The sequence below is a fragment of the Nocardia sp. NPDC050710 genome (assembly GCF_040654375.1).
Classification (GTDB): domain Bacteria; phylum Actinomycetota; class Actinomycetes; order Mycobacteriales; family Mycobacteriaceae; genus Nocardia.
In genome coordinates this window covers 85,901-106,390 of the sequence record NZ_JBFAHV010000016.1, presented here as the reverse complement: position 1 = coordinate 106,390, position 20,490 = coordinate 85,901, and the positions used below count along the sequence as shown (strand labels likewise).

Sequence of the window (20,490 nt, the reverse complement as noted above, 5' to 3'; positions counted from 1 at the left end):
TTCGCAATGCACGGCTCACATCCGTGTGACGTAGAGAACATGGCCGCGACGCAGGACCGGGCCGCGGCGGCGAAGTTGGAGGGACGATCAACGGCTAGGCACAACCGCCGGCGACACAGGAGTTCGCCGCGGCGGTGACCGCAAACGGTCACCGATCTCGTTTCATGCAATCTGTCGGATCTCGCGCAGGTGACGTGGTCACGTCCCGCGCTCTCACCGAATCATCTGTGGTGGCGTCGAGGCCACGCGTTCGGGTCTGTCGACCCGGGCTCGTCGGCTCTATTTTGTGCTGCCCAAAAGCGTTCGGTCAGCTGTTGTTTCGCCAAACGAGGAGGCTCTGGTGCACGGTACGGAGTTGGGTGGGTTCAGCGTACGGCCGGATGAAGCCGCGCATGGCGCGACACCCGAACCGACGCCGTTTCCGCTGGCGCCCGCGCAACTCGGTCTCTGGTACGCACAGCTGCTCGACCCCGAGGTACCGATCAATGTCGCGCAATACGTGGATGTCGAGGGCGAACTCGATGTGGCGCTGCTGCAACAGACTACGAGAGATGCGGCGCTCGACTACGGGTCGACGCTGGTGCGATTCGGCGAGGCCGACGGCGCGCCCTTCCAGTGCGTCGATCCGGAGCTGACGACCGAGCTGCCCCTCATCGATTTCCGCGGCCATGCCGATCCGGTTGCGGCCGCGCACGAATGGATGCGCGCGGACGCGAGCGCACCGGTCGACCTGGTGCGGGATCGGCTCTTCGCGGGCGCCGTACTCCGGGTCGCCGAGCGGCGCTACTTCTGGTATCTGCGAGCGCATCACATCGTGCTGGACGGATTCGGCGCGCTGACCAACACCATGCGGGTGGCCGAGCGGTATACCGCGCGGATACTCGGCACCGAGCCCGAATCGGCGCGGCCGGGCACGCTGGCCGCGCTCGTCGACGGTGAGCTCTCCTATCGGGAGAGCGGTCGTTTCGCGGCGGACCGGGCGCACTGGGCCGAGCGGGTGGCCGGACTGGACGCTCCGACCAGCCTCGATGGCCGTACCGCGGCGCGCTCGGCGACCAATCTGATCGTCGGCAGACCGCTGCCGGAGCATCTCGTCGAGCGCATGAATGTTCTCGCCGCCGAGCAGGATTCGACCATTGCGGTGGTGCTGCTCGCGGCCTTCGCCGGCTATCTCGGCCGGCTCACCGATCGCGACGACGTGGTGCTGAGCCTGCCGGTGACCGCGCGCACCACCGCCGTGATGCGCCGCTCGGCGGGCATGCTCTCCAATATCGTGCCGCTGCGCGTCGGCGTCGGCGCCGAGGTGAGCTGGGGTGAGCTGCTCCGCGCGACCCGGGTCGAGGTGGCAGGTGCGCTGCGCCACCAGCGGTATCGGCACGAGGACATCCGGCGCGACGCCGAACACGACGGCAGGCCGGCGCGGCGCGCGCTGTTCGGGCCGCTGGCCAACATCATGCTGTTCCGCAGCGATCTCGCCCTCGGCACCACCGTCGGCCGGTACCACGTGCTGTCCACCGGGCCGGTGGAGGACCTCAGCCTCAACGTCTACTACGGCGAGCGCGACAGCGTACACGTCGATTTCGAAGCGAACCCGAACCTCTACGACAGCGACGATCTGGCCCGCCACCACGCGCGTTTCCTGCGATACCTGGACCGACTGGCCCGCACCGATCTCGGCACGCCGGTCGCGGCGGTGGACGTCGCGACCGAGCTGGAGGTCGAGGTGAGCACCCGGATCTGGAATGCCACCGGCTTCGACGTGGCCGCGGTTCTGGCGCCACGGCGTACGGGCGCGGCGCCCGCCGCGACACTGGTGTCGATGTTCGAGGCACAGGTCGCCCGCACGCCCGAAGCCGTCGCGCTGCGGTTCGCGGGTCTACCGGAACAGAGCCTGACCTATCGTGAGCTGGCGGCTCGCACGCACCGACTGGCCCGCCGTCTGATCGAGTTCGGCGTCGGCCCGGAGACATTGGTGGCGTTGCACATTCGCCGCTCGCCGGAGCTGGTGATCGCCATGTACGCGATCCTCGCGGCCGGGGGCGCCTATGTTCCGCTGGACCCGGATCATCCCGCCGAACGTATCGCGCACATCCTGGCCACCGCCCGGCCCGCCTGCGTGCTCGGCACAGCCGCCGACGCCACGCCGGAGATCCCCGGTGTTCCGGTACTCGACCTGGATCGGCTGGAGCTGTCGGACTATTCCGACGCCCCGGTGTGGGAGCGGGAACGTACCGGCGCACTGCGGCCCGCGCATCCGGCCTACGTCATCTTCACCTCCGGGTCCACCGGGCTGCCGAAGGGTGTCGCGGTCACCCACGAGGCGATCGTGAACCGGCTGGTGTGGATGCAGCAGGCATACCGGCTCGGCGTCGACGATGTGGTGCTCCAGAAGACGCCCGCGACCTTCGACGTCTCGGTGTGGGAGTTCTTCTGGCCGTTGCAGGTCGGCGCGACCCTGGTACTCGCCGAGCCGGACGGCCATCGCGACCCCGCGTATCTGCGGTCGGTGATCTCCGCATACGGCGTGACGACGGCGCATTTCGTGCCCTCTATGCTGGAAGTCTTTCTCGCGCACCAGGACATCGCGCTACGCACCACGCTGCGAAGGGTTTTCGCCTCCGGGGAGGCGCTGCCCGCGGCGCTGGCGCAGCGGCTGCGGGTGTTGACCGGTGCGCGACTGCACAACCTGTACGGTCCGACGGAGGCGGCGGTCGACGTCACCTTCCACGAAGTGACCGACACCGATACCCTCTCGGTGCCGATCGGCGCGCCGGTGTTCAACACCCGGCTCTACGTGCTCGATTCACGGCTGCGGCCGGTACCGGTCGGGGCTCCGGGTGAGCTGTATCTGTCGGGGGTACAGCTCGCCCGGGGTTATGTGGCCCGTCCCGGGTTGACGGCCGCGCGTTTCGTCGCGGATCCGTTCGGCGGGCCGGACGGGCCCTCGGCCGATGACACCCGGATGTACCGCACCGGTGATCTGGTGCGCTGGACCGCCACCGGTGAGCTGGAGTACCTGGGCCGCACCGACTTCCAGGTGAAGGTGCGTGGACTGCGGATCGAGCTCGGCGAGATCGAGGCAGTACTCGGCACCGTCGATTCGGTCGTCCGGGCGGTGGTCGTGGTGCGTGACGACGCCGGGGTGGGTGAGCAGCTGGTCGCCTACGTCGTGGAATCGGAGCCGGGGACCGTGCTGCCCGCGCAGCTGCGGGCCGCGGCGGTCCGGGCGCTGCCCGCGTATATGGTGCCCGCCGCCTATGTGGTGCTCGACGCGCTGCCGGTGAACGCGTCCGGAAAGCTGGATCGGGCCGCGCTGCCCGCGCCCGGCCGGATCTCGGCCGAGTACTCCGCCCCCGAGACCCCGGTGGAACGGGCGGTGGCCAGGGTGTTCGGCGAAGTACTCGGGCGCGAGCGGGTCGGCCGGGCCGACGATTTCTTCGCGTTGGGTGGAAACAGCCTGGTAGCCACCCAGGTCGCCGCGCGTTTGGGCGCGGAACTGGGGTGCGCGCTCGGCGTTCGTGAATTGTTCACCGCCACTACGGTGTCCGAACTCGCCGAACTGATCGAGGGGGCGGGTGGAAGCGATGGTGATGCGACGATCCTGCCCTTGCGCGCACGGCCGCGGCCGCCGCTGGTCCCACTGTCTCCCGCGCAGCAGCGGATCTGGTTCCTGAACCGATTCGAGCGGGCGGGCGCCGGTTACAACATGCCCTTCGTGGTGCGGATTCGCGGGGATGTCGATGTGGTCGCGCTGCGGCGGGCGATCGGTGATGTCGTGGAACGGCACGAGGTGCTGCGCACCCTGTTCCCCGCGCTCCCGGTCGGGCACGCCGACGGCGTAGCCGCCCAGCAGATCGTGCCCGCGGTGGTGGTGGCGGGGGAGCCGGAGTCGATCGCCGCCGACGCGCTCGATCGCGAGCTGGCGGCGTTCGCGGCCACCGGCTTCGATCTGGAGCGCGAGATCCCCTTCCGGGTTCGGATCTGCGCGGTGGACGACGGCAGCTGTGCGCTGGCGCTGGTACTGCACCACATCGCCGCCGACGGTCTCTCGCTGCGGGTCTTGGCCCGGGATGTGATGGGCGCCTACGCGGCTCGGCGCTCCGGTGCGGAGCCGGAACTGGCGCCGCTGCCGGTGCAGTACGCGGATTACAGCCTGTGGCAGCGCGAGTCGCTCGGGTCGGCAGCCGACGCGGACGCGCCGCTGGCGCGGCAGCTGGCGTACTGGACTCGGACATTGGACGGCGCGCCGGAACAGCTCGAGCTGCCGATCGACCGGGTGCGGCCCGCGGTCGCATCCGGACGTGGTGCGGTGCTCCGGTTCGAGCTGCCCGCCGAGGTGGCCGACGGCATTGCCGATACCGCTCGGGCACAGGGCGTTTCGGCCTTCATGATGCTGCACGCCGCCTTCGCGGTCGTGCTGGCCCGGGTATCGGGCAGCGATGACATCGTCATCGGCACACCGGTCGCGGGTCGCGGCGACCGGGCATTGGACGAACTCATCGGAATGTTCGTGAACACCCTGGTGCTGCGTACCCCGATCGATCCGGCCGCGCCGTTCTCGGCGCTGCTGCACCGGGTGCGCGAGATCGACCTCGCCGCCTTCGGGCACGCGGAACTGCCGTTCGAGCAGTTGGTCGAGGTCGTCAACCCGGTGCGTTCGCAGGCCAGGCATCCGCTGTTCCAGGTCATGCTGGCCTTCGACAATGCCCCGGCGATCGAGTTCGAACTGCCCGGCCTCGCGGTGTCCACCGACATCCTGGATACCGGGGTGACCAAGTTCGACCTCCAGCTCACGGTGACAGGTAGTTTCTCCGCCGTGGATCGGGCGATCGATCCGGTTCCGGCGGAATTCACCTATGCCACCGATCTTTTCGAGGAAGCCACGATCGCGGAGTTCGCGCAGTGGTTGATCCGTCTGCTGCGGGCGGTCGTCGCCGACGCCGATACCGCGGTCGGCGACCTGCCCTTGCTCGACGACACCCGGCAGCGCGCGGCGGTCGAGCTCGGATACCGCCCCGCGCGTGTCGCCGATCCCGGCGACACCGTGCTCGACGCCTTCGCGGCGCAGGTGCGGCGCACCCCGGATGCCGTCGCGGTCCTCGACGGTGACCGTACTTTCACCTACGCGGAGTTCGCGACCGAGGTGGATCGGCTGGCGCGGGTACTGATCGCGGCGGGCGTCGGCCCCGAGGCCAGGGTGGTGCTCGGGATGCGGCGATCGGCGGAATTCGTCGTCGCCGCATACGCGGTGCTCACTGCGGGTGGGGCGTATGTACCCGTCGACCCGGATCAGCCGAGCGCGCGACTCGCCTATGTTGTCGCCGCGGCGGATCCCGTCTGCGTGCTGACTCGATCGGCCGACGGCTGGGCGGCCGAACCGGATGCGGATGCGGTGCCGGTAATCGTGGTCGACGCCGTGGGATCCGCCGACGGCACCCCCGCTGAGCTCGCGCGGCCGTTGCGCCCGGCGAATACGGCGTACCTGATCTTCACGTCGGGATCCACCGGAACACCGAAAGGCGTTGCGGTCCAGCACTCCTCGATGGCGAACCAGGTGCGGTGGATCGCCGACGAGTACGGCATCGGGGCCGAGGATGTGGTGCTGTTCAAAACACCCGCGACCTTCGACGTATCGGTCTGGGAATTGTTCGCCCCGCTGACCCGGGGCGCGCGATTGGTGGTTGCCGCGCACGAGGGTCACCGCGACAGCGGATACCTCGCGGCGACCATCGCGGCATGCGGGGTGACGATGACTTCGTTCGTCCCGTCGATGCTGACCGTCTTCGCCGAGGTGGTGAACCCGGCGTCGATCGCGTCGCTGCGGACGGTCTTCGTCGCGGGTGAGGCGATGACCAGCGCGGCCGCCGCCGCCTTCGCCGCGGTCTGCTCCGCCGAACTGCACAATCTCTACGGGCCGACGGAATTCACGGTGCATGCCACCCACGCCCCGGTCGATCCCGCCGCGGCGGGTCCGGTGCCGATCGGGGAGCCGGTGGCCGACAGCCGGGTGCTGGTGTTGGATTCCCGGCTGCGGCCGGTGCCGGAGTCGGTGGTCGGCGAGCTCTATCTCGCCGGTGCGCAGGTGGCCCGCGGATATCACGGGCGGGCCGAACTGACCGCCGAGCGGTTCGTCGCCGACCCGTACGGCCCGGTGGGCGCCCGCATGTACCGGACCGGTGATCTGGTACGCCGCAACCGCTCGGGCGCGCTGGAGTATCTGGGGCGCAGTGATTTCCAGGTGAAGTTGCGTGGGCAGCGGATCGAGCTGGGGGAAATCGAGGCGGCCCTGCTCGCGTGCGCGGAGGTGCGGGCGGCCGCGGTAGGGGTGTATACCCACGCGACCGGTGAACTGCTCGTCGCCTACGTGGTCACCGACCTCGGCGACGCACAGGTCGACGCGGTGCTCGGACAGCGGTTGCGGGCGGTGTTGCCGTCGTACATGCTGCCCGGCGCCTACATTCGGCTGGCCGCGATGCCGGTGACCGGTTCCGGCAAGCTGGATCGCAAGGCGCTACCGGAGCCGGTGCTGGCGGCGGCGTCCTACCGTGCCCCCGAGACCCCGTTCGAGTGCCTGGTGGCAACGGAGTTCGCGCAGGTGCTCTGCCGGGAACGGGTCGGGCTGGACGACGATTTCTTCGCACTGGGCGGCAATTCGCTGGTGGCCACTCAGATCGCGGCGCGCCTCGGCGCCGAGATCGGCGGCGAGGTTCCGGTTCGCATGCTGTTCGAACACCCGACGGTCGGTGCGCTGGCCGCGCACCTACCGACCACCTCCGCCGCGACGTCGCGGCGGCCACTGGTCGCCGAGATCCGGCCCGCGATTGTTCCGCTCTCCTACGCGCAGCAGCGGATGTGGTTCCTCAATCAGCTCGACGGCGACTCCGTCGCGAACAATCTGATCGCCGCCGTGCGGTTGCGCGGCGCGCTCGATGTGGCGGCGCTGGCCGCGGCGGTCACCGATCTGATCATCCGGCATGAGGCGTTGCGCACCAGATATCCTGCGGTGGAGGGTATTCCGAGACAGGAAGTGCTGCCTGTCGAGCAGTCCACGGTCGCCCTCGAGGTCGAATGCGTGGCACCGGCCGACCTGCCCGAGCGGATCAGGGCCGTGGCGGCCGTACCCTTCGCCGTCGATGAGGCGCCGCCGGTCCGGCTGGTTCTGCTGCGGACCGGCGACGACGAGCATGTCCTTGTCGTCTCGATACATCACATCGCGGCGGATGGCTGGTCCATCGCACCGCTCACCCGGGATCTCCTGCGCGCCTACGGCTCTCGTCGCGGCGCGGCGGCACCGGACTGGGATCCGTTGCCGGTGCAGTACGCCGATTTCGCGGTGTGGCAGCGGGAGACGCTCGGTGCCGAGGACGATCCGGATTCGCTGATCGCGGCACAGATCCGGTTCTGGGGCGCCGAACTCGCCGAGCTGCCCCAGGTGCTGGAGCTGCCCGCGGATCGGCCGCGCCCCGCCGCGGCCTCCGGTCGCGGCGCACGCTACGCCTGCACCATCGGCGCCGAGACCCATCGGCGGCTGCGGGTGCTCGCGGCGCGGGCCAACGCCTCGTTGTTCATGGTGTATCACGCGGCCTTCGTCATCCTGCTGGCGAAACTCTCCGGACAGCAGAATATTTCGGTCGGCACGCCGGTCGCCGGGCGCGGTGATCGGGCGCTCGACGACGTGGTCGGAATGTTCGTCAACACGCTGGTTCTGCGCACCGAGGTGCGCCCGGAGCTGAGCTTCACCGAATTGGTGGCCGCGGTGCGCGATGCCGATCTGCGGGCCTTCGGCCATGCCGAAGTGCCGTTCGAGCGGCTGGTGGAGGTGCTCGACCCGCAGCGGTCCGCGGCGCGGCACCCGCTGTTCCAGGTGATGCTCGACTTCCAGAACACCGCGCGGACCAGCCTGGAACTGGACGGCCTCGCCGTCTCGGAGCTCGATATCGACACCGGGACCGCGAAATTCGATATGCAGCTGACATTGCGCGAGAATGCCGACGCCGGTCTCGCCGCGGTCTTCGAGTACGCCACGGATCTCTTCGACGCCGAGACCATCGCGTCCTTCGCGGCCCGATGGCAGCGGGTGCTCGACGCGGTCGCGGCCGATCCGCTGCTGCCGGTCGGTGATATCGATCCGCTCTCCGCCGCGGAGCGCACGCTGCTGCTCGACACCTGGAACGCCACCACCCGCCCGATCGGTGCCGGTGCGACACTGGTATCGCTGTTCGAGGCGCGACTGGCCCGCACACCGGATGCGGTCGCGCTCACCTTCGAGGGCGAGTCGCTGACCTACGCCGAATTCGCGAGCCGGGTGAATCGGCTGGCGCGGCTGCTGGTGTCGATCGGGGTCCGGCCGGATCGCACCGTGGTCCTGGCCATGCACCGGTCGCTGGATCTGGTCGTCGCCATGTACGCGGTGCTGACCGCGGGCGGCGCCTACGTGCCGGTGGATCCGGAGCATCCGGCCGAGCGGATCGGCTACGTGCTGCGCGGCGCCCGCCCGGTATGCGTGCTGAGCCGCACCGGGGACGGGTTGGAGCTGCCGGTCGACGGCAGGCCGTGGGCGGTGCTCGATGTGGATCAGTTCGAGACCGACGACTATTCGGACGCGCCGCTCACCGATGCGGATCGGCTCGCCGCGATGCGGCCGGGACATGCCGCCTATGTCTTGTTCACCTCCGGCTCCACCGGTCGCCCGAAGGGTGTCACGGTGTCGCATGCGGCGATCGTGAACCGGCTGGTGTGGATGCAGAACGCCTACGAGCTCACCCCGCACGACGCGGTGTTGCAGAAGACCCCCGCGACCTTCGACGTGTCGGTGTGGGAGTTCTTCTGGCCGTTGCAGATCGGCGCGCGGCTGGTAGTGGCCGCACCCGACGGACATCGCGATCCAGGCTATCTCGCCGAGGTGATCGAGCGGGAACGGATCACGGTGGCACATTTCGTGCCGTCGATGCTCGCCGTGTTCGTCGCGGATCCGGCAGCGGTGCGGTGCGCTGCGCTGCGGTTGGTCTTCGCCTCGGGGGAGGCGCTGCCCCCCGGACCCGCGCAGCGGCTGCGGCAGCTCACCGGTGCCCGGGTGCACAATCTGTACGGTCCGACCGAAGCGGCCGTGGATGTCACCTATCACGAGGTGACCGATGCCGATACGCTGACGGTGCCGATCGGTGTGCCGGTCGCCAATACCCGGGTGTACGTGCTGGATTCGCGGCTGCGGCCGGTGCCGGTCGGCGTGCCGGGCGAACTGTACCTGGCCGGTGCGCAGCTGGCGCGCGGCTATGCCGGGCGGCCGGATCTGACGAGTGATCGGTTCGTGGCGAATCCGTTCGGTATCGATGGCGCACGGATGTACCGCACCGGCGACCTGGTGGCGTGGAACCGCGCCGGTGAGCTGGAGTACTTGGGCCGCACCGACTTCCAGGTGAAGGTCCGCGGTCTGCGGATCGAGCTGGGCGATATCGAGGCGGCGCTCACGGCGCTGGAGGCGGTAGCTCAGGCCGCCGTGCTGGTGCGCGACGGGTCCCAGCTGGTCGCCTATCTCGTAGCCGCCGATCCGGCGCTCGAGGTGGAGAAGGTTAAAGCCGCACTGGCGCACCGACTTCCGGCCTATATGGTGCCCACCGCCTATGTACTGCTGCCGGAATTCCCGCTCAATGCCTCGGGCAAGCTGGACCGCAAGGCATTGCCCGCACCGGTCGTCGAACCCATCGCGTTCCGCCCGCCGGTCACCGCGGTGCAGGAGACGGTCGCGCGGATCTTCGCCGAAGTGCTCGGCATCGCGGCCGGTGACGATGCCGTTCGCATCGGACTGGACGACGACTTCTTCGCACTCGGCGGCAACTCGCTGAATGCCACCCGGGTGGTCGCCCGGCTCGGGGCCGCCGTCGACGCGCGGGTGCCGGTCCGAATGCTGTTCGACGCGCCGACCGTGGCGGAACTGGCCGATCGTGCGGAACGGTTGCGCGGACAGGGCGGCCGCATCGCCCTGACGGCACGACCACGGCCGCAGCGGATTCCGCTCTCGCCCGCGCAGCAGCGCATGTGGTTCATGAACCGCTTCCTGGCCGACACCGAGGCCGGTCCGGGCGACGCGGTCGACAATATTCCCGTCGCACTCCGCCTGACCGGGGCGCTGGACGCACCGGCGCTGGCGGCCGCGCTGGCCGACGTGATCGCACGACACGAGTCATTGCGCACCCGCTACCCCGACGAACCGGATGGCGCGGAGCAACTGATTCTGCCGGTGGCGCAGTCAATTCCGGCGCTGCGGCCGGAATCGATCGATGAATCCGAACTGACCGCGCGATTGGCCGAGTGCGCCGCCGCGATTTTCGATCTGACGCACGACCTGCCGATGCGGGCACATCTGTTCACCATCACCCCGGCGGATCACGTGCTCGTCCTGGTGCTGCACCATATCTCGGCGGACGGGTTCTCCCTCGGCCCGCTGGCGGGCGACCTCATGACCGCCTACGCGGCTCGCCACCGCGGGCAGGCGCCGGACTGGGCGCCATTGCCCGTGCAATACGCCGACTACACGCTGTGGTACGCCGAAACACTTGGTGCGGCAACGGATATCGACTCCATGGCACACCGCCAGCTGGAGTATTGGCGGCGCACCCTGGCCGGGCTTCCCGACCAACTGGAGCTACCCGCGGATCGGCCGCGCCCGGCCGTCTCCAGCCTTCGCGGCGGCGTCCACCGCCTCCGCATCGACTCCGACCTGCACGGCGAACTGCGCGAATTGGCGCGTAAGCGGGAGACCACGCTGTTCAGCACCCTGCACGCCGCGCTCGCGGTGCTGCTGGCCCGGCTCTCCGGTGGCTCGGATATCGCGATCGGCACCCCCGTGTCGGGTCGCGGTGCCGCCGAGCTCGACGGGGTGGTCGGCATGTTCGTGAACACCCTGGTGCTGCGCACCAGGATCGATCCGAGGGCCCGCTTCGAGACGGTGCTCGACACGGTGCGCGGCCAGGATCTGGATGCGCTGTCGCACGCGGAGATTCCGTTCGAGCAAGTCGTCGATCTCGTCGCACCTACGAGGGCACAGAACCGTCATCCCCTGTTCCAGGTCGCGCTGACCTTGCAGAACTTCACGCTGCCCGATCTGGAATTGGCGGAACTGCGGGTCGCCCATGTCGACTTCGATACCGCCGCGGCCGAATTCGATCTGCTATTCACCGTACTCGAGGCCGACGACGCCGACGGCCGCGCCGACGGTATGGCGATCGAGATCGGCTATGCGACCGACCTGTTCGACGCGGGCACCGTCGCCGTGCTGGCCCGGCGCTTCACCCAGGTACTTGCCGCGATCGCCGCCGACGCCACCGTGGTGGTCGGCGATATCCAGCTGCTGAGCGGCGAAGAGCAGCAGCGGGCACTGTACGAGTGGTCACGCAGCGGTGCCGATGCGGCCGCGACGACCGGAACACTCGCCGACCGGTTCGCCTCGGCCGCGACGATCGACCCGGCCGCCGTCGCGGTGCGGGCGGGCGATCGGTCGCTGACCTACGCCGAGCTCGACGCATGGTCCAACCGGCTGGCCCGCAGGCTCATCGCCGCGGGGGTCGGTCCGGAATCCCTGGTGGCGGTGGCGCTGCCGCGTTCGGTGGAGCTGATCGTGGCGCTCCTCGCGGTGGTGAAGGCGGGTGGCGGCTACCTGCCGATCGATCCGAACTATCCGGCGGACCGGATCGAATACATGCTCGACGACGCCCGGCCGATCTGCGCGATCGGCAGTGCCGCCACCGAGTTGCCGCGCGACTGGTTCGGCGGCCCGGTACTCGACGTCGATGCCGCGAATCTCGGCGAACTGGATCCGGCGCCGCTGTCGGATGCGGACCGCCGCGCGCCGCTGCACCCGGCGCATACCGCGTACGTCATCTACACCTCGGGATCCACCGGCAAGCCGAAGGGCGTTGTCATCGCGCACCGCAATGTGGCGCGGCTGCTGGACAATACGCGTCGCGACTTCGACTTCGGGCCATCGGATGTGTGGACCATGTTCCACTCCTATGCCTTCGATTTCTCGGTCTGGGAGCTGTGGGGTGCGCTGCTGCACGGCGGCAGGCTCGTGGTCGTCGACTACTTCACCTCGCGTTCGCCCGAACAATTCCGGGAACTCCTGGTGGCCGAGCGGGTGACGGTGCTGAACCAGACGCCGTCGGCGTTCTATCAGCTCATCGCGGCCGACGCGGCGCGGGAACCGGCCGAATTCGCGCTGCGCGCCATCATTTTCGGCGGGGAGGCGCTGGAGCCGCAGCGCCTGGAGGGCTGGTTCGCCCGGTACCCGGGGACACCGCGGCTGGTGAATATGTACGGCATCACCGAGACCACGGTGCACGTCTCCTACCGGCCGATCGAGCCGGGCACGGGTGCGGCCAGCGTGATCGGCGGTCCCGTTCCGGGTCTGGTGGTTCGGGTGCTCGATACCCGGCTGCGTCCGGTCCCGGTCGGGGTTCCCGGCGAAATCTATGTTTCCGGCGGGCAATTGGCGCGCGGCTACCTGGGGCGGCCGGCGCTGACCGCGAGCCGGTTCGTGGCCGATCCGTACGGCGCCGACGGTTCGCTCGCCTACCGTTCGGGCGATCTCGCGCGCTGGACCGCCGACGGTGATCTGGAGTATCTGGGCCGCGCCGATCAGCAGGTGAATCTGCGCGGATTCCGGATCGAATTGGGCGAGATCGAGGCCGCACTGCTGGATTCGGGAGCGCCGCGGATTCGCGAGGCGGCGGCGGTGGTCCGCACCGATCTGGTGGACGAGGCGCGCATCGTCGCCTACGTCGTGAGTACCGGGCCCATCGACACCGCGGCGCTGCGCCAAGTGCTCGGTCGCGGGCTGCCCGAGCACATGGTGCCCGCGGCGATCGTGGTGATCGATCGAATCCCGTTGACGGTCAATGGAAAACTCGATCGTGCCGCGCTGCCCGCCCCGGTCTTCGAGGCCACCACCTACCGCAAGCCCACCGGTCTGGCCGAGGAGATCGTCGCGGGGGCCTTCGCCGAGGTGCTGGGGTTGTCCGCGGAGGAGCGGCAGGTCGGCGCGGACGATGACTTCTTCGCGCTCGGCGGCAGTTCACTGCTGGCCGCCAAGGCGGTGGCGCGGATCGGTGCGGGGCTGGGGCGAACGGTCGGGGTGCGCGCGCTCTTCGACGCGCCGCGGGTCGCCGACCTGGCCGCGGCCGTGATCGCGCTGGAGGCGGGCCCGACCCGACCGGCCCTGGTGGCCGGTGCGCGCCCCGGCCGGATTCCGCTCTCGCCCGCGCAGCAGCGGATGTGGTTCCTGAACCGGTTCGATCGCGCGTCGACCGCCTACAACATCCCGCTGGCGCTGCGGCTGTCCGGCACGGTGCGGGTCGCCGCGCTCCATGCCGCGCTCGGCGATGTGCTCACCAGGCACGAATCGCTACGGACCAGGTACCCGGAGCTGGACGGCACTCCGATACAGCAGATCGTGCCGGTCGCGCAGGCGATTCCGGCGCTGTACCCGGTGCAGGTGAGCGAGGCGCGGCTGCCGGGACGGATCAGGGAGCTGGCCGAGACCGGCTTCGATGTGACGTCGGAGGTGCCGGTTCGGCTGCGGCTGTGGCAGGTCGGCGGCCCGGAGAGCACCGAGTACGTTCTGGCCGCGGTACTGCACCATATCGCCGCGGACGGCTCCTCCATCGCGCCGTTCGTGCGTGACCTGATGCTCGCCTACGGCGCCCGGCTCGACGATCGGACGCCCGGCTGGGCCCCGCTCGCGGTGCAGTACGCCGATTACGCGCTGTGGCAGCGGGAACTACTCGGCGCCGAGGATGATCCGGAATCGATGTCGGCCCGGCAGATCGGGTACTGGACCGAGACGCTGGCCGGGCTGCCCGACCAGCTGACGCTGCCCACCGATCATCCGCGTCCGGCCCGGCAGAGCCTGCGCGGCGCGAAGGTCACCTGGATGGTCGACGCGGAACTGCACGCGGCGCTGGTGGCGCTCGGCCGACGCCGTGGCGCGACGCTGTTCATGGTGGTGCAGGCCGCCTTCGCGGCACTGCTGGGGCGGCTGTCCGGCACCGCCGATATTGCCGTCGGCACGCCGATCGCCGGCCGCGGCGAGGCCGCGCTCGACGACGTAATCGGCATGTTCGTCAACACCCTGGTGCTGCGCACCCTGGTCGATGGCGCGGAGTCGTTCGCGGAGCTGCTCGCGCGAGTGCGTGCGGCCGACGTCGCGGCGTTCTCCCACGCTGATGTGCCGTTCGAGCGACTCGTCGAGGTGCTGAATCCGGAGCGCTCGACGGCTCGGCATCCACTGTTCCAGGTCGGCTATTCCTTCCAGAACCACGAGCGCGGCACGCTGCGGTTGCCGGGACTGGAGGTTCGCGAGATCGAATTCGACAGCGGTATCGCGCAATTCGACCTACACCTGTTCGCCGTCGACCGCTACGAGGCCGATGGCGCACCGGCGGGCATCGAACTGACCCTCGGTTATGCCACCGACCTGTTCGAGTCGGCGACCGCGCACCGCGTCGCCGAGCAGCTGCGCCGGATGCTCGACGCGGTGGCGCGGGCGCCGGAGACGCCCGTCGGCGACCTCGATCTGCTGGGTGCGGCGGGACGGGCTCGGCTGCTCGACGACTGGAATCGCACGACCCATCCGGTGCCGTCGGTGACGCTCGCCGACCTCGCCGCCGCGCAGGCCGCACGGACGCCGGAGGCGGTCGCCCTGATCGACGCGGTGACCGGGCGGACCCTCGGCTACGGCGATTTCGAGGCAACCGTGAACCGGTTGGCGCGCACACTGATTGCCGAGGGCGTCGGTCCCGAGGCGACCGTGGTGCTCGCGATGCGCCGTTCGATCGAGCTGGTCGTCGCCATGTACGCGGTGGTGCGCGCCGGTGGCGCGTATGTGCCGATCGATCCCGACCATCCGGTCGACCGCATCGCCTACATCATCGAAACCGCCGCACCCGCCTGCATTCTCACCACGGCCGCGGACGGCGTGCCGATCGAGACCGGGCAGCCCACGCTCGAGATCGACCGACTGGACCTCGCGGCGTATCCGGTGAGCCCGGTCACCGATGCCGAGCGGATCAGCCCGCTGACTCCGAGCCATCCAGCGTACGTGATCTTCACCTCCGGTTCGACCGGCCTACCCAAGGGCGTCACCGTCGCGCATGCGGCGATCGTCAACCAACTGAGCTGGCTGCGCGAACATTTCGCGCTCGGCGCGGACGACACCGTCTTGCTGAAGACCCCGGCGACCTTCGATCTGTCGGTGTGGGAGTTCTGGTCACCGCTGACGACCGGCGGCCGGTTGATCATCACCGAGCCCGGGGCCGAGCGCGCACCGGATCGCCTGCGCACCTTGATGAACCGGTACGCCGTGACCGTGCTGCACGCCGTACCGTCGCTGGTCGGCATGTTGCTCGCGGCCGCACCGGAGGCCGCGCCGCCCGCCGCGTTGCGGCATGTGCTTGCCATCGGCGAGGCGCTCCCGCCCGCCACCACGACCGAATTCCTGCGTGCCGCAGACGGCCGGGCTCGGCTGTGGAACCTGTACGGCCCGACCGAGGCCGCGGTATCCATCACGGCCTACGAAGTCCGCGACGAACCCCGGCACACCGTGCCCATCGGCGCACCCGCCTGGAACAGCCGGGTGTACGTGCTGGACGGCAGGCTGCGGCCGGTGCCGGTCGGGGTGGCGGGCGAGTTGTACCTGGCCGGGCGGCAATTGGCCCGCGGCTACCAGCGGCGGCCGGGGCTGACGGCGGACCGGTTCGTCGCGGATCCGTTCGTGTCGGGCGCGGATCGGATGTACCGGACCGGCGATATCGCGCGCTGGCGGCCGGACGGCACGCTGGAATACCTGGAGCGCGCCGATTTCCAGGTACAGATCGGCGGTTTCCGCATCGAACTCGGCGAGGTCGAGACGGCACTGCGCCGTCGGCCGGAGGTACGGGCCGCGGTCGCCGTGGCGCACCGGGACGAGCGGGCGGGCGCGCGCCTCATCGCCTATGTGGCGGTCGAAGATCGGTCCGAGGATCCCGAACTCGCGGCGCGACTGCGCACCGCGGTGGCCGCCGAACTGCCGACGTATATGGTGCCCACCGCCATCGTGACGCTGACGGCGTTGCCCCTCAATGCCAACGGCAAGGTGGATCGGGCGCGGCTGCCCGAGCCGGTCTTCGTCGAGGCCGCCTTCCGCGCACCGGCCACCGAACTGGAAAAGCTGGTGGCGGCCACCTTCGCCGAGGTGATCGGCATCGCGGCGGCCGGGCTCGACGACGAATTCTTCGCGCTCGGCGGTAACTCCCTGCTGGCCACCAAACTGGTCGCCCGGCTCGGCGCCGCGCTCGGCATCCATCTCCCGGTGGTCACGGTGTTCGAGGCGCCGACGGTGGCGGCCTTGGCCGCGGGCATCGCGGCCATGGACGGCACGGACGCGAGACCCGCGCTGGTCCGGCGCACCGGTAGCGCACCCGTCCCGCTGTCGCCCGCGCAGCAGCGGATGTGGGTGGTGAATCGGCTCGCGCCGGAGTCGGCCGCCTACAACATCCCCGCCGCCATCCGGCTCACCGGCGCACTGGATCATGCGGCGCTGGCCGCCGCCGTCGCGGATATCGTCGCGCGGCACGAGACCCTGCGCACCCGCTACCCCGATACCGCGCACGGGCCGGTGCAGGAAGTCCTGCCAGCCGTGGCGCCGAGGCCGGATCTGCGGCCGATTCCGGTGCGTGACGGTGATATCCACACTCGGATCAGCGAGTTCGTCGCCCTCGGATTCGACATCACGGCCGCGCCCCCGGTTCGGGCGGCGCTGTTCGAGATCGGCGTCGCCGAGTGGGTGCTGGTGGTGGTGCTGCACCACATCGGCGCCGACGGCTATTCCATCGCGCCGATGACGCGGGACCTGATGCGCGCCTACGTCGATCGGTCCGAGGGTCGGGCACCCGGCTGGGCGCCGCTCGATATCCAGTACTCCGATTACAGCGAGTGGCAGCGCGCCTTGCTCGGCTCGCACGGCGATCCGGACAGCTTGCTCGCCCGCCAACTGGGTTACTGGACCGGCGAATTGGCCGGTCTGCCGGAGCTGCTGGCGCTGCCGACCGATCGGCCCAGGCCCGCACGCCGCGAAATGTGCGGCGCGACAGTCGATTTCGAGGTAGACGGAGAACTGGCCGGACGACTCGACCGGCTCGCCAGGGAATACGGCACAACGCTGTTCACGCTGATCCACGGCGCTTTCGCGGTGCTGCTGGCCAAGCTCTCGGGCAGTACCGATATCGCCATCGGCGCGCCGGTGGCGGGCCGCGGCGCCCGCGAACTCGATGATCTGATCGGCATGTTCGTCAACACCGTCGTACTGCGCACCGAAGTCGATCCGCGGGCGAGCTTCGCGGATCTGCTCCGGCAGGCCAAGGAGCGGGATCTGGCGGCCATATCGCACGCGGAGGTGCCGTTCGAGCAGGTCGTCGAGGCCATGGGACGGACCAGGTCCAGCGCGTACACGCCGCTGTTCCAGGTGATGTTCACCTTCCAGAATCTGTCGACCGGCCGTATCACGCTGCCCGGCCTCGAAGTCGAGGTGCTCGACCCGGATCTGGGCGAGTCCAAATTCGACCTGCAACTCACCGGCATCGAGCGGTTCGACGCCGAGGGCGTACTGTCCGGACTCGACCTGCGGTTCGGCTATGCCATCGACATATTCGACGCCACCACCATCGAGCGCTGCGCCGAACGACTACTGGGCATCTTCGCGACCGTCGTGGAAAAGCCGTCGATTGCCCTGCGCGCCATCGACATCCGCACCGAGGCCGAACGAACCCCGCCCGCCACGGCTCCCGAACCGGTCACCGCACCGGCGGCGACCAGCGCCGACCTGCCGGAACTCCTCGCGGCCGCGGCGCGGATCGCGCCGGAGGCCATCGCTTTCCGGCACGGCGCCAGCGCGATCACCTACCGCGAGCTGGACGCGAAGCTGACGACGGTGGCAAAGGCCATGGGCGCCGCGGCGAAACCGGAAGCCCTGATCAACGTCTCCCTGGCCGGGCTGGTGCCCGGTGTTCTGGCCGCGCTGGGCGGTGGTGGTCTCGCCGAGGCCCTGCGCACCCTGCTCGATGACGCGCGGTCGGTTGCCGCGCTCGGCCACCCGGAAGTCGATTCGGAAGGAATTAGCTGATGTCCCCAGCAGAATCGGTCACATCCAGCGGGCTCGGCCGTCGCACCGAGATGTACAACCATCCGGCTCTGCGACGGGCCTACGGAATCGACGATCTACCCGGGCTCATCGAGACCGTCGCCGAGTTGACGCCCGACCGGGTCGCGCTGCGCCACGACGGCACCACCATCAGCTATGCGGCACTGGCCGCCGAGATCACCATGCTCGCCGAGGCGATGGGCGGCGGCCTCGGCCCCGAGGCGCTGGTGCCGGTGGTGATCTCCGGACAGCTGCCCGCCCTGCTCGACGCCGGTGACGGCGCACTGGGCGCGGTGCTCGAGCAGCTGCTCGACGACGCGCTGGTGGCGGCGAGTGCCTTGCTGCCAACCGAATTCGCCCCGGTCGAAACGCTGGTCACCGAATTCGAGGCGCAGGTGCGGCGGACACCGGACGCGGTCGCCCTGGAGTACGCGGGCGCCACGCTCACCTACGCCGAATTCGATGCCCGCGCCGAGGCGCTGGCCCGGCACCTCGTCGAGTCGGGTGTCGGTCCGGATGCGCTGGTGGGGTTGGCCGTTCGACGCTCGTTCGAACTGCTCATCGGCATGTACGCCATTCTCAAGGCCGGAGGCGGGTACGTCCCGGTCGATCCGGAGCATCCGGCCGAGCGCATCGCGTATGCGCTGGAGGTCGCGTCCCCGGTGCTGGTCCTCACCACCTCCGGCGACGAGCCGGAACTGGGGGCGGATATCCGAGTACTGCGCATCGACGAATTCGAGTCCCGCGCCGCGGATCCGGCCGATGCGGCCGAGATCGGGCGGCGTGCGGCCGCCGACAACACCGCTTACGTCATCTTCACCTCCGGTTCGACCGGACGCCCGAAGGGTGTCGCGGTCTCGCACCGATCGATCATGGCGAACCTGCGCTGGCGGCAGCGGCTGTACCGGATGCGCGCCGACGATGTGGTGCTACAGAAGACGCCGTTCACCTTCGATGTGTCGGTGTGGGAGTTCTTCTGGCCGTTGCAGGTCGGCGCCCGGCTGGTGATCGCCGCGCCGGAGGGCCACCGGGACCCGGCCTATCTGGCTCGCACGATCGCCGGAAACGCGATCACGGTCGCCCATTTCGTGCCGTCCATGCTGGCGGTATTCGTGGCGGAGCCGGAGGTCGAGGCGGCGGCGCGAACGTTGCGGCTGGTCTTCGCCTCCGGTGAGGCACTGCCCGCCGCGACCGCGGCGGCCTTCCGCGATGTCAGCGGCGCCACCCTGCACAATCTGTACGGCCCCACCGAGGCCGCGGTCGACGTGACCGCGCACGAGGTGACCGCCGCCGACAGCACCACGGTGCCGATCGGCGCACCGGCCGACGACACCGACCTTCTGGTGCTGGACGACAATCTGCGTCCGGTGCCCAGCGGCGTGGTCGGCGAGCTGTATCTCGCGGGTGTGCAACTGGCGCGCGGCTATGTGGCGCGTTCCGGGCTGACCGCGGACCGGTTCGTGGCCAATCCGGAGGGCGCTCCCGGCGATCGGATGTACCGCACCGGCGACCTGGTCCGCTGGGTGACCGATATCGACGGCGGCCCCGCCGGACTGGAATATCTGGGCCGCACCGACTTCCAGGTCAAGCTGCGCGGTCTGCGTATCGAACTGGGCGAGGTCGAGGCGGCGTTGCTGCGCGGCAAACAGGTGGCCCAGGCCGCGGTGGTGCTGCACCGGCACGCGAGCGGTGATCACCTGGTCGGCTATCTGGTCGGTGCGGCGGGCGTACCGATCGATACCGCGGCGGTGCTGGATGATGCGCGTCGGCACCTGCCCGAGTACATGGTGCCGTCGCTGCTGCGGGTGCTCGACGAAATGCCGCTCAGCGCCAATGGCAAGTTGGACCGCCGCGCCCTGCCCGATCCGGAATTCGGCGCCGGCGCCGGCGCGTTCCGCGAACCCGCCACCGAGGCGGAACGGGCGGTGGCGGCGATTTTCGGCGAGTTGCTCGGCGCGGAACGGATCGGCGCGGACGACGGTTTCTTCGAGCTGGGCGGCAATTCGCTGATCGCGACCCGGGCGATCGCGCGGGTCGGTGCGGCGCTGGGCATCTCCATCGATGTGCGTGACTTCTTCGACAATCCCACGGTGAGCGCGGTGGCCGCCCTGGCCGATTCCGCGCCGCGGCGGCCGCCGCTGGTGGCGGGGCCACGGCCGGATCGCCTTCCGCTTTCACCCGCCCAGCGCCGGATGTGGTTCCTGAACCGCTTCGGCGCGGGTGAAACCGGGCGCGATTTCGATACCGCCGCGGTGGACAACATTCCGGTGGCGCTGCGACTGCGCGGTCCGCTCGACCTGTCCGCGCTCTCGGCGGCCATT

The 20,490-nt window shown here is 69.8% G+C and carries 2 protein-coding genes (1 of these 2 running past the window's edge); both read left to right on the top strand.

Annotation, left to right across the window (positions count from 1 at the left end):
• Positions 1-340: 340 nt before the first annotated feature.
• Positions 341-18,151 (top strand): non-ribosomal peptide synthase/polyketide synthase, encoded by a 17,811-nt coding sequence (locus AB0H61_RS24680; RefSeq protein WP_357308509.1) that lies wholly within the window; start codon positions 341-343, stop codon positions 18,149-18,151.
• Positions 18,151-20,490, top strand: the 5' end (the start) of a protein-coding gene (locus tag AB0H61_RS24675) for a non-ribosomal peptide synthase/polyketide synthase (protein ID WP_357308506.1). It continues 23,034 nt past the right edge of the window; only the first 2,340 of its 25,374 coding nucleotides appear in the window; it begins with the start codon at positions 18,151-18,153; the stop codon falls past the right edge of the window. The genes AB0H61_RS24680 and AB0H61_RS24675 overlap by 1 nt, the downstream gene beginning before the upstream one ends.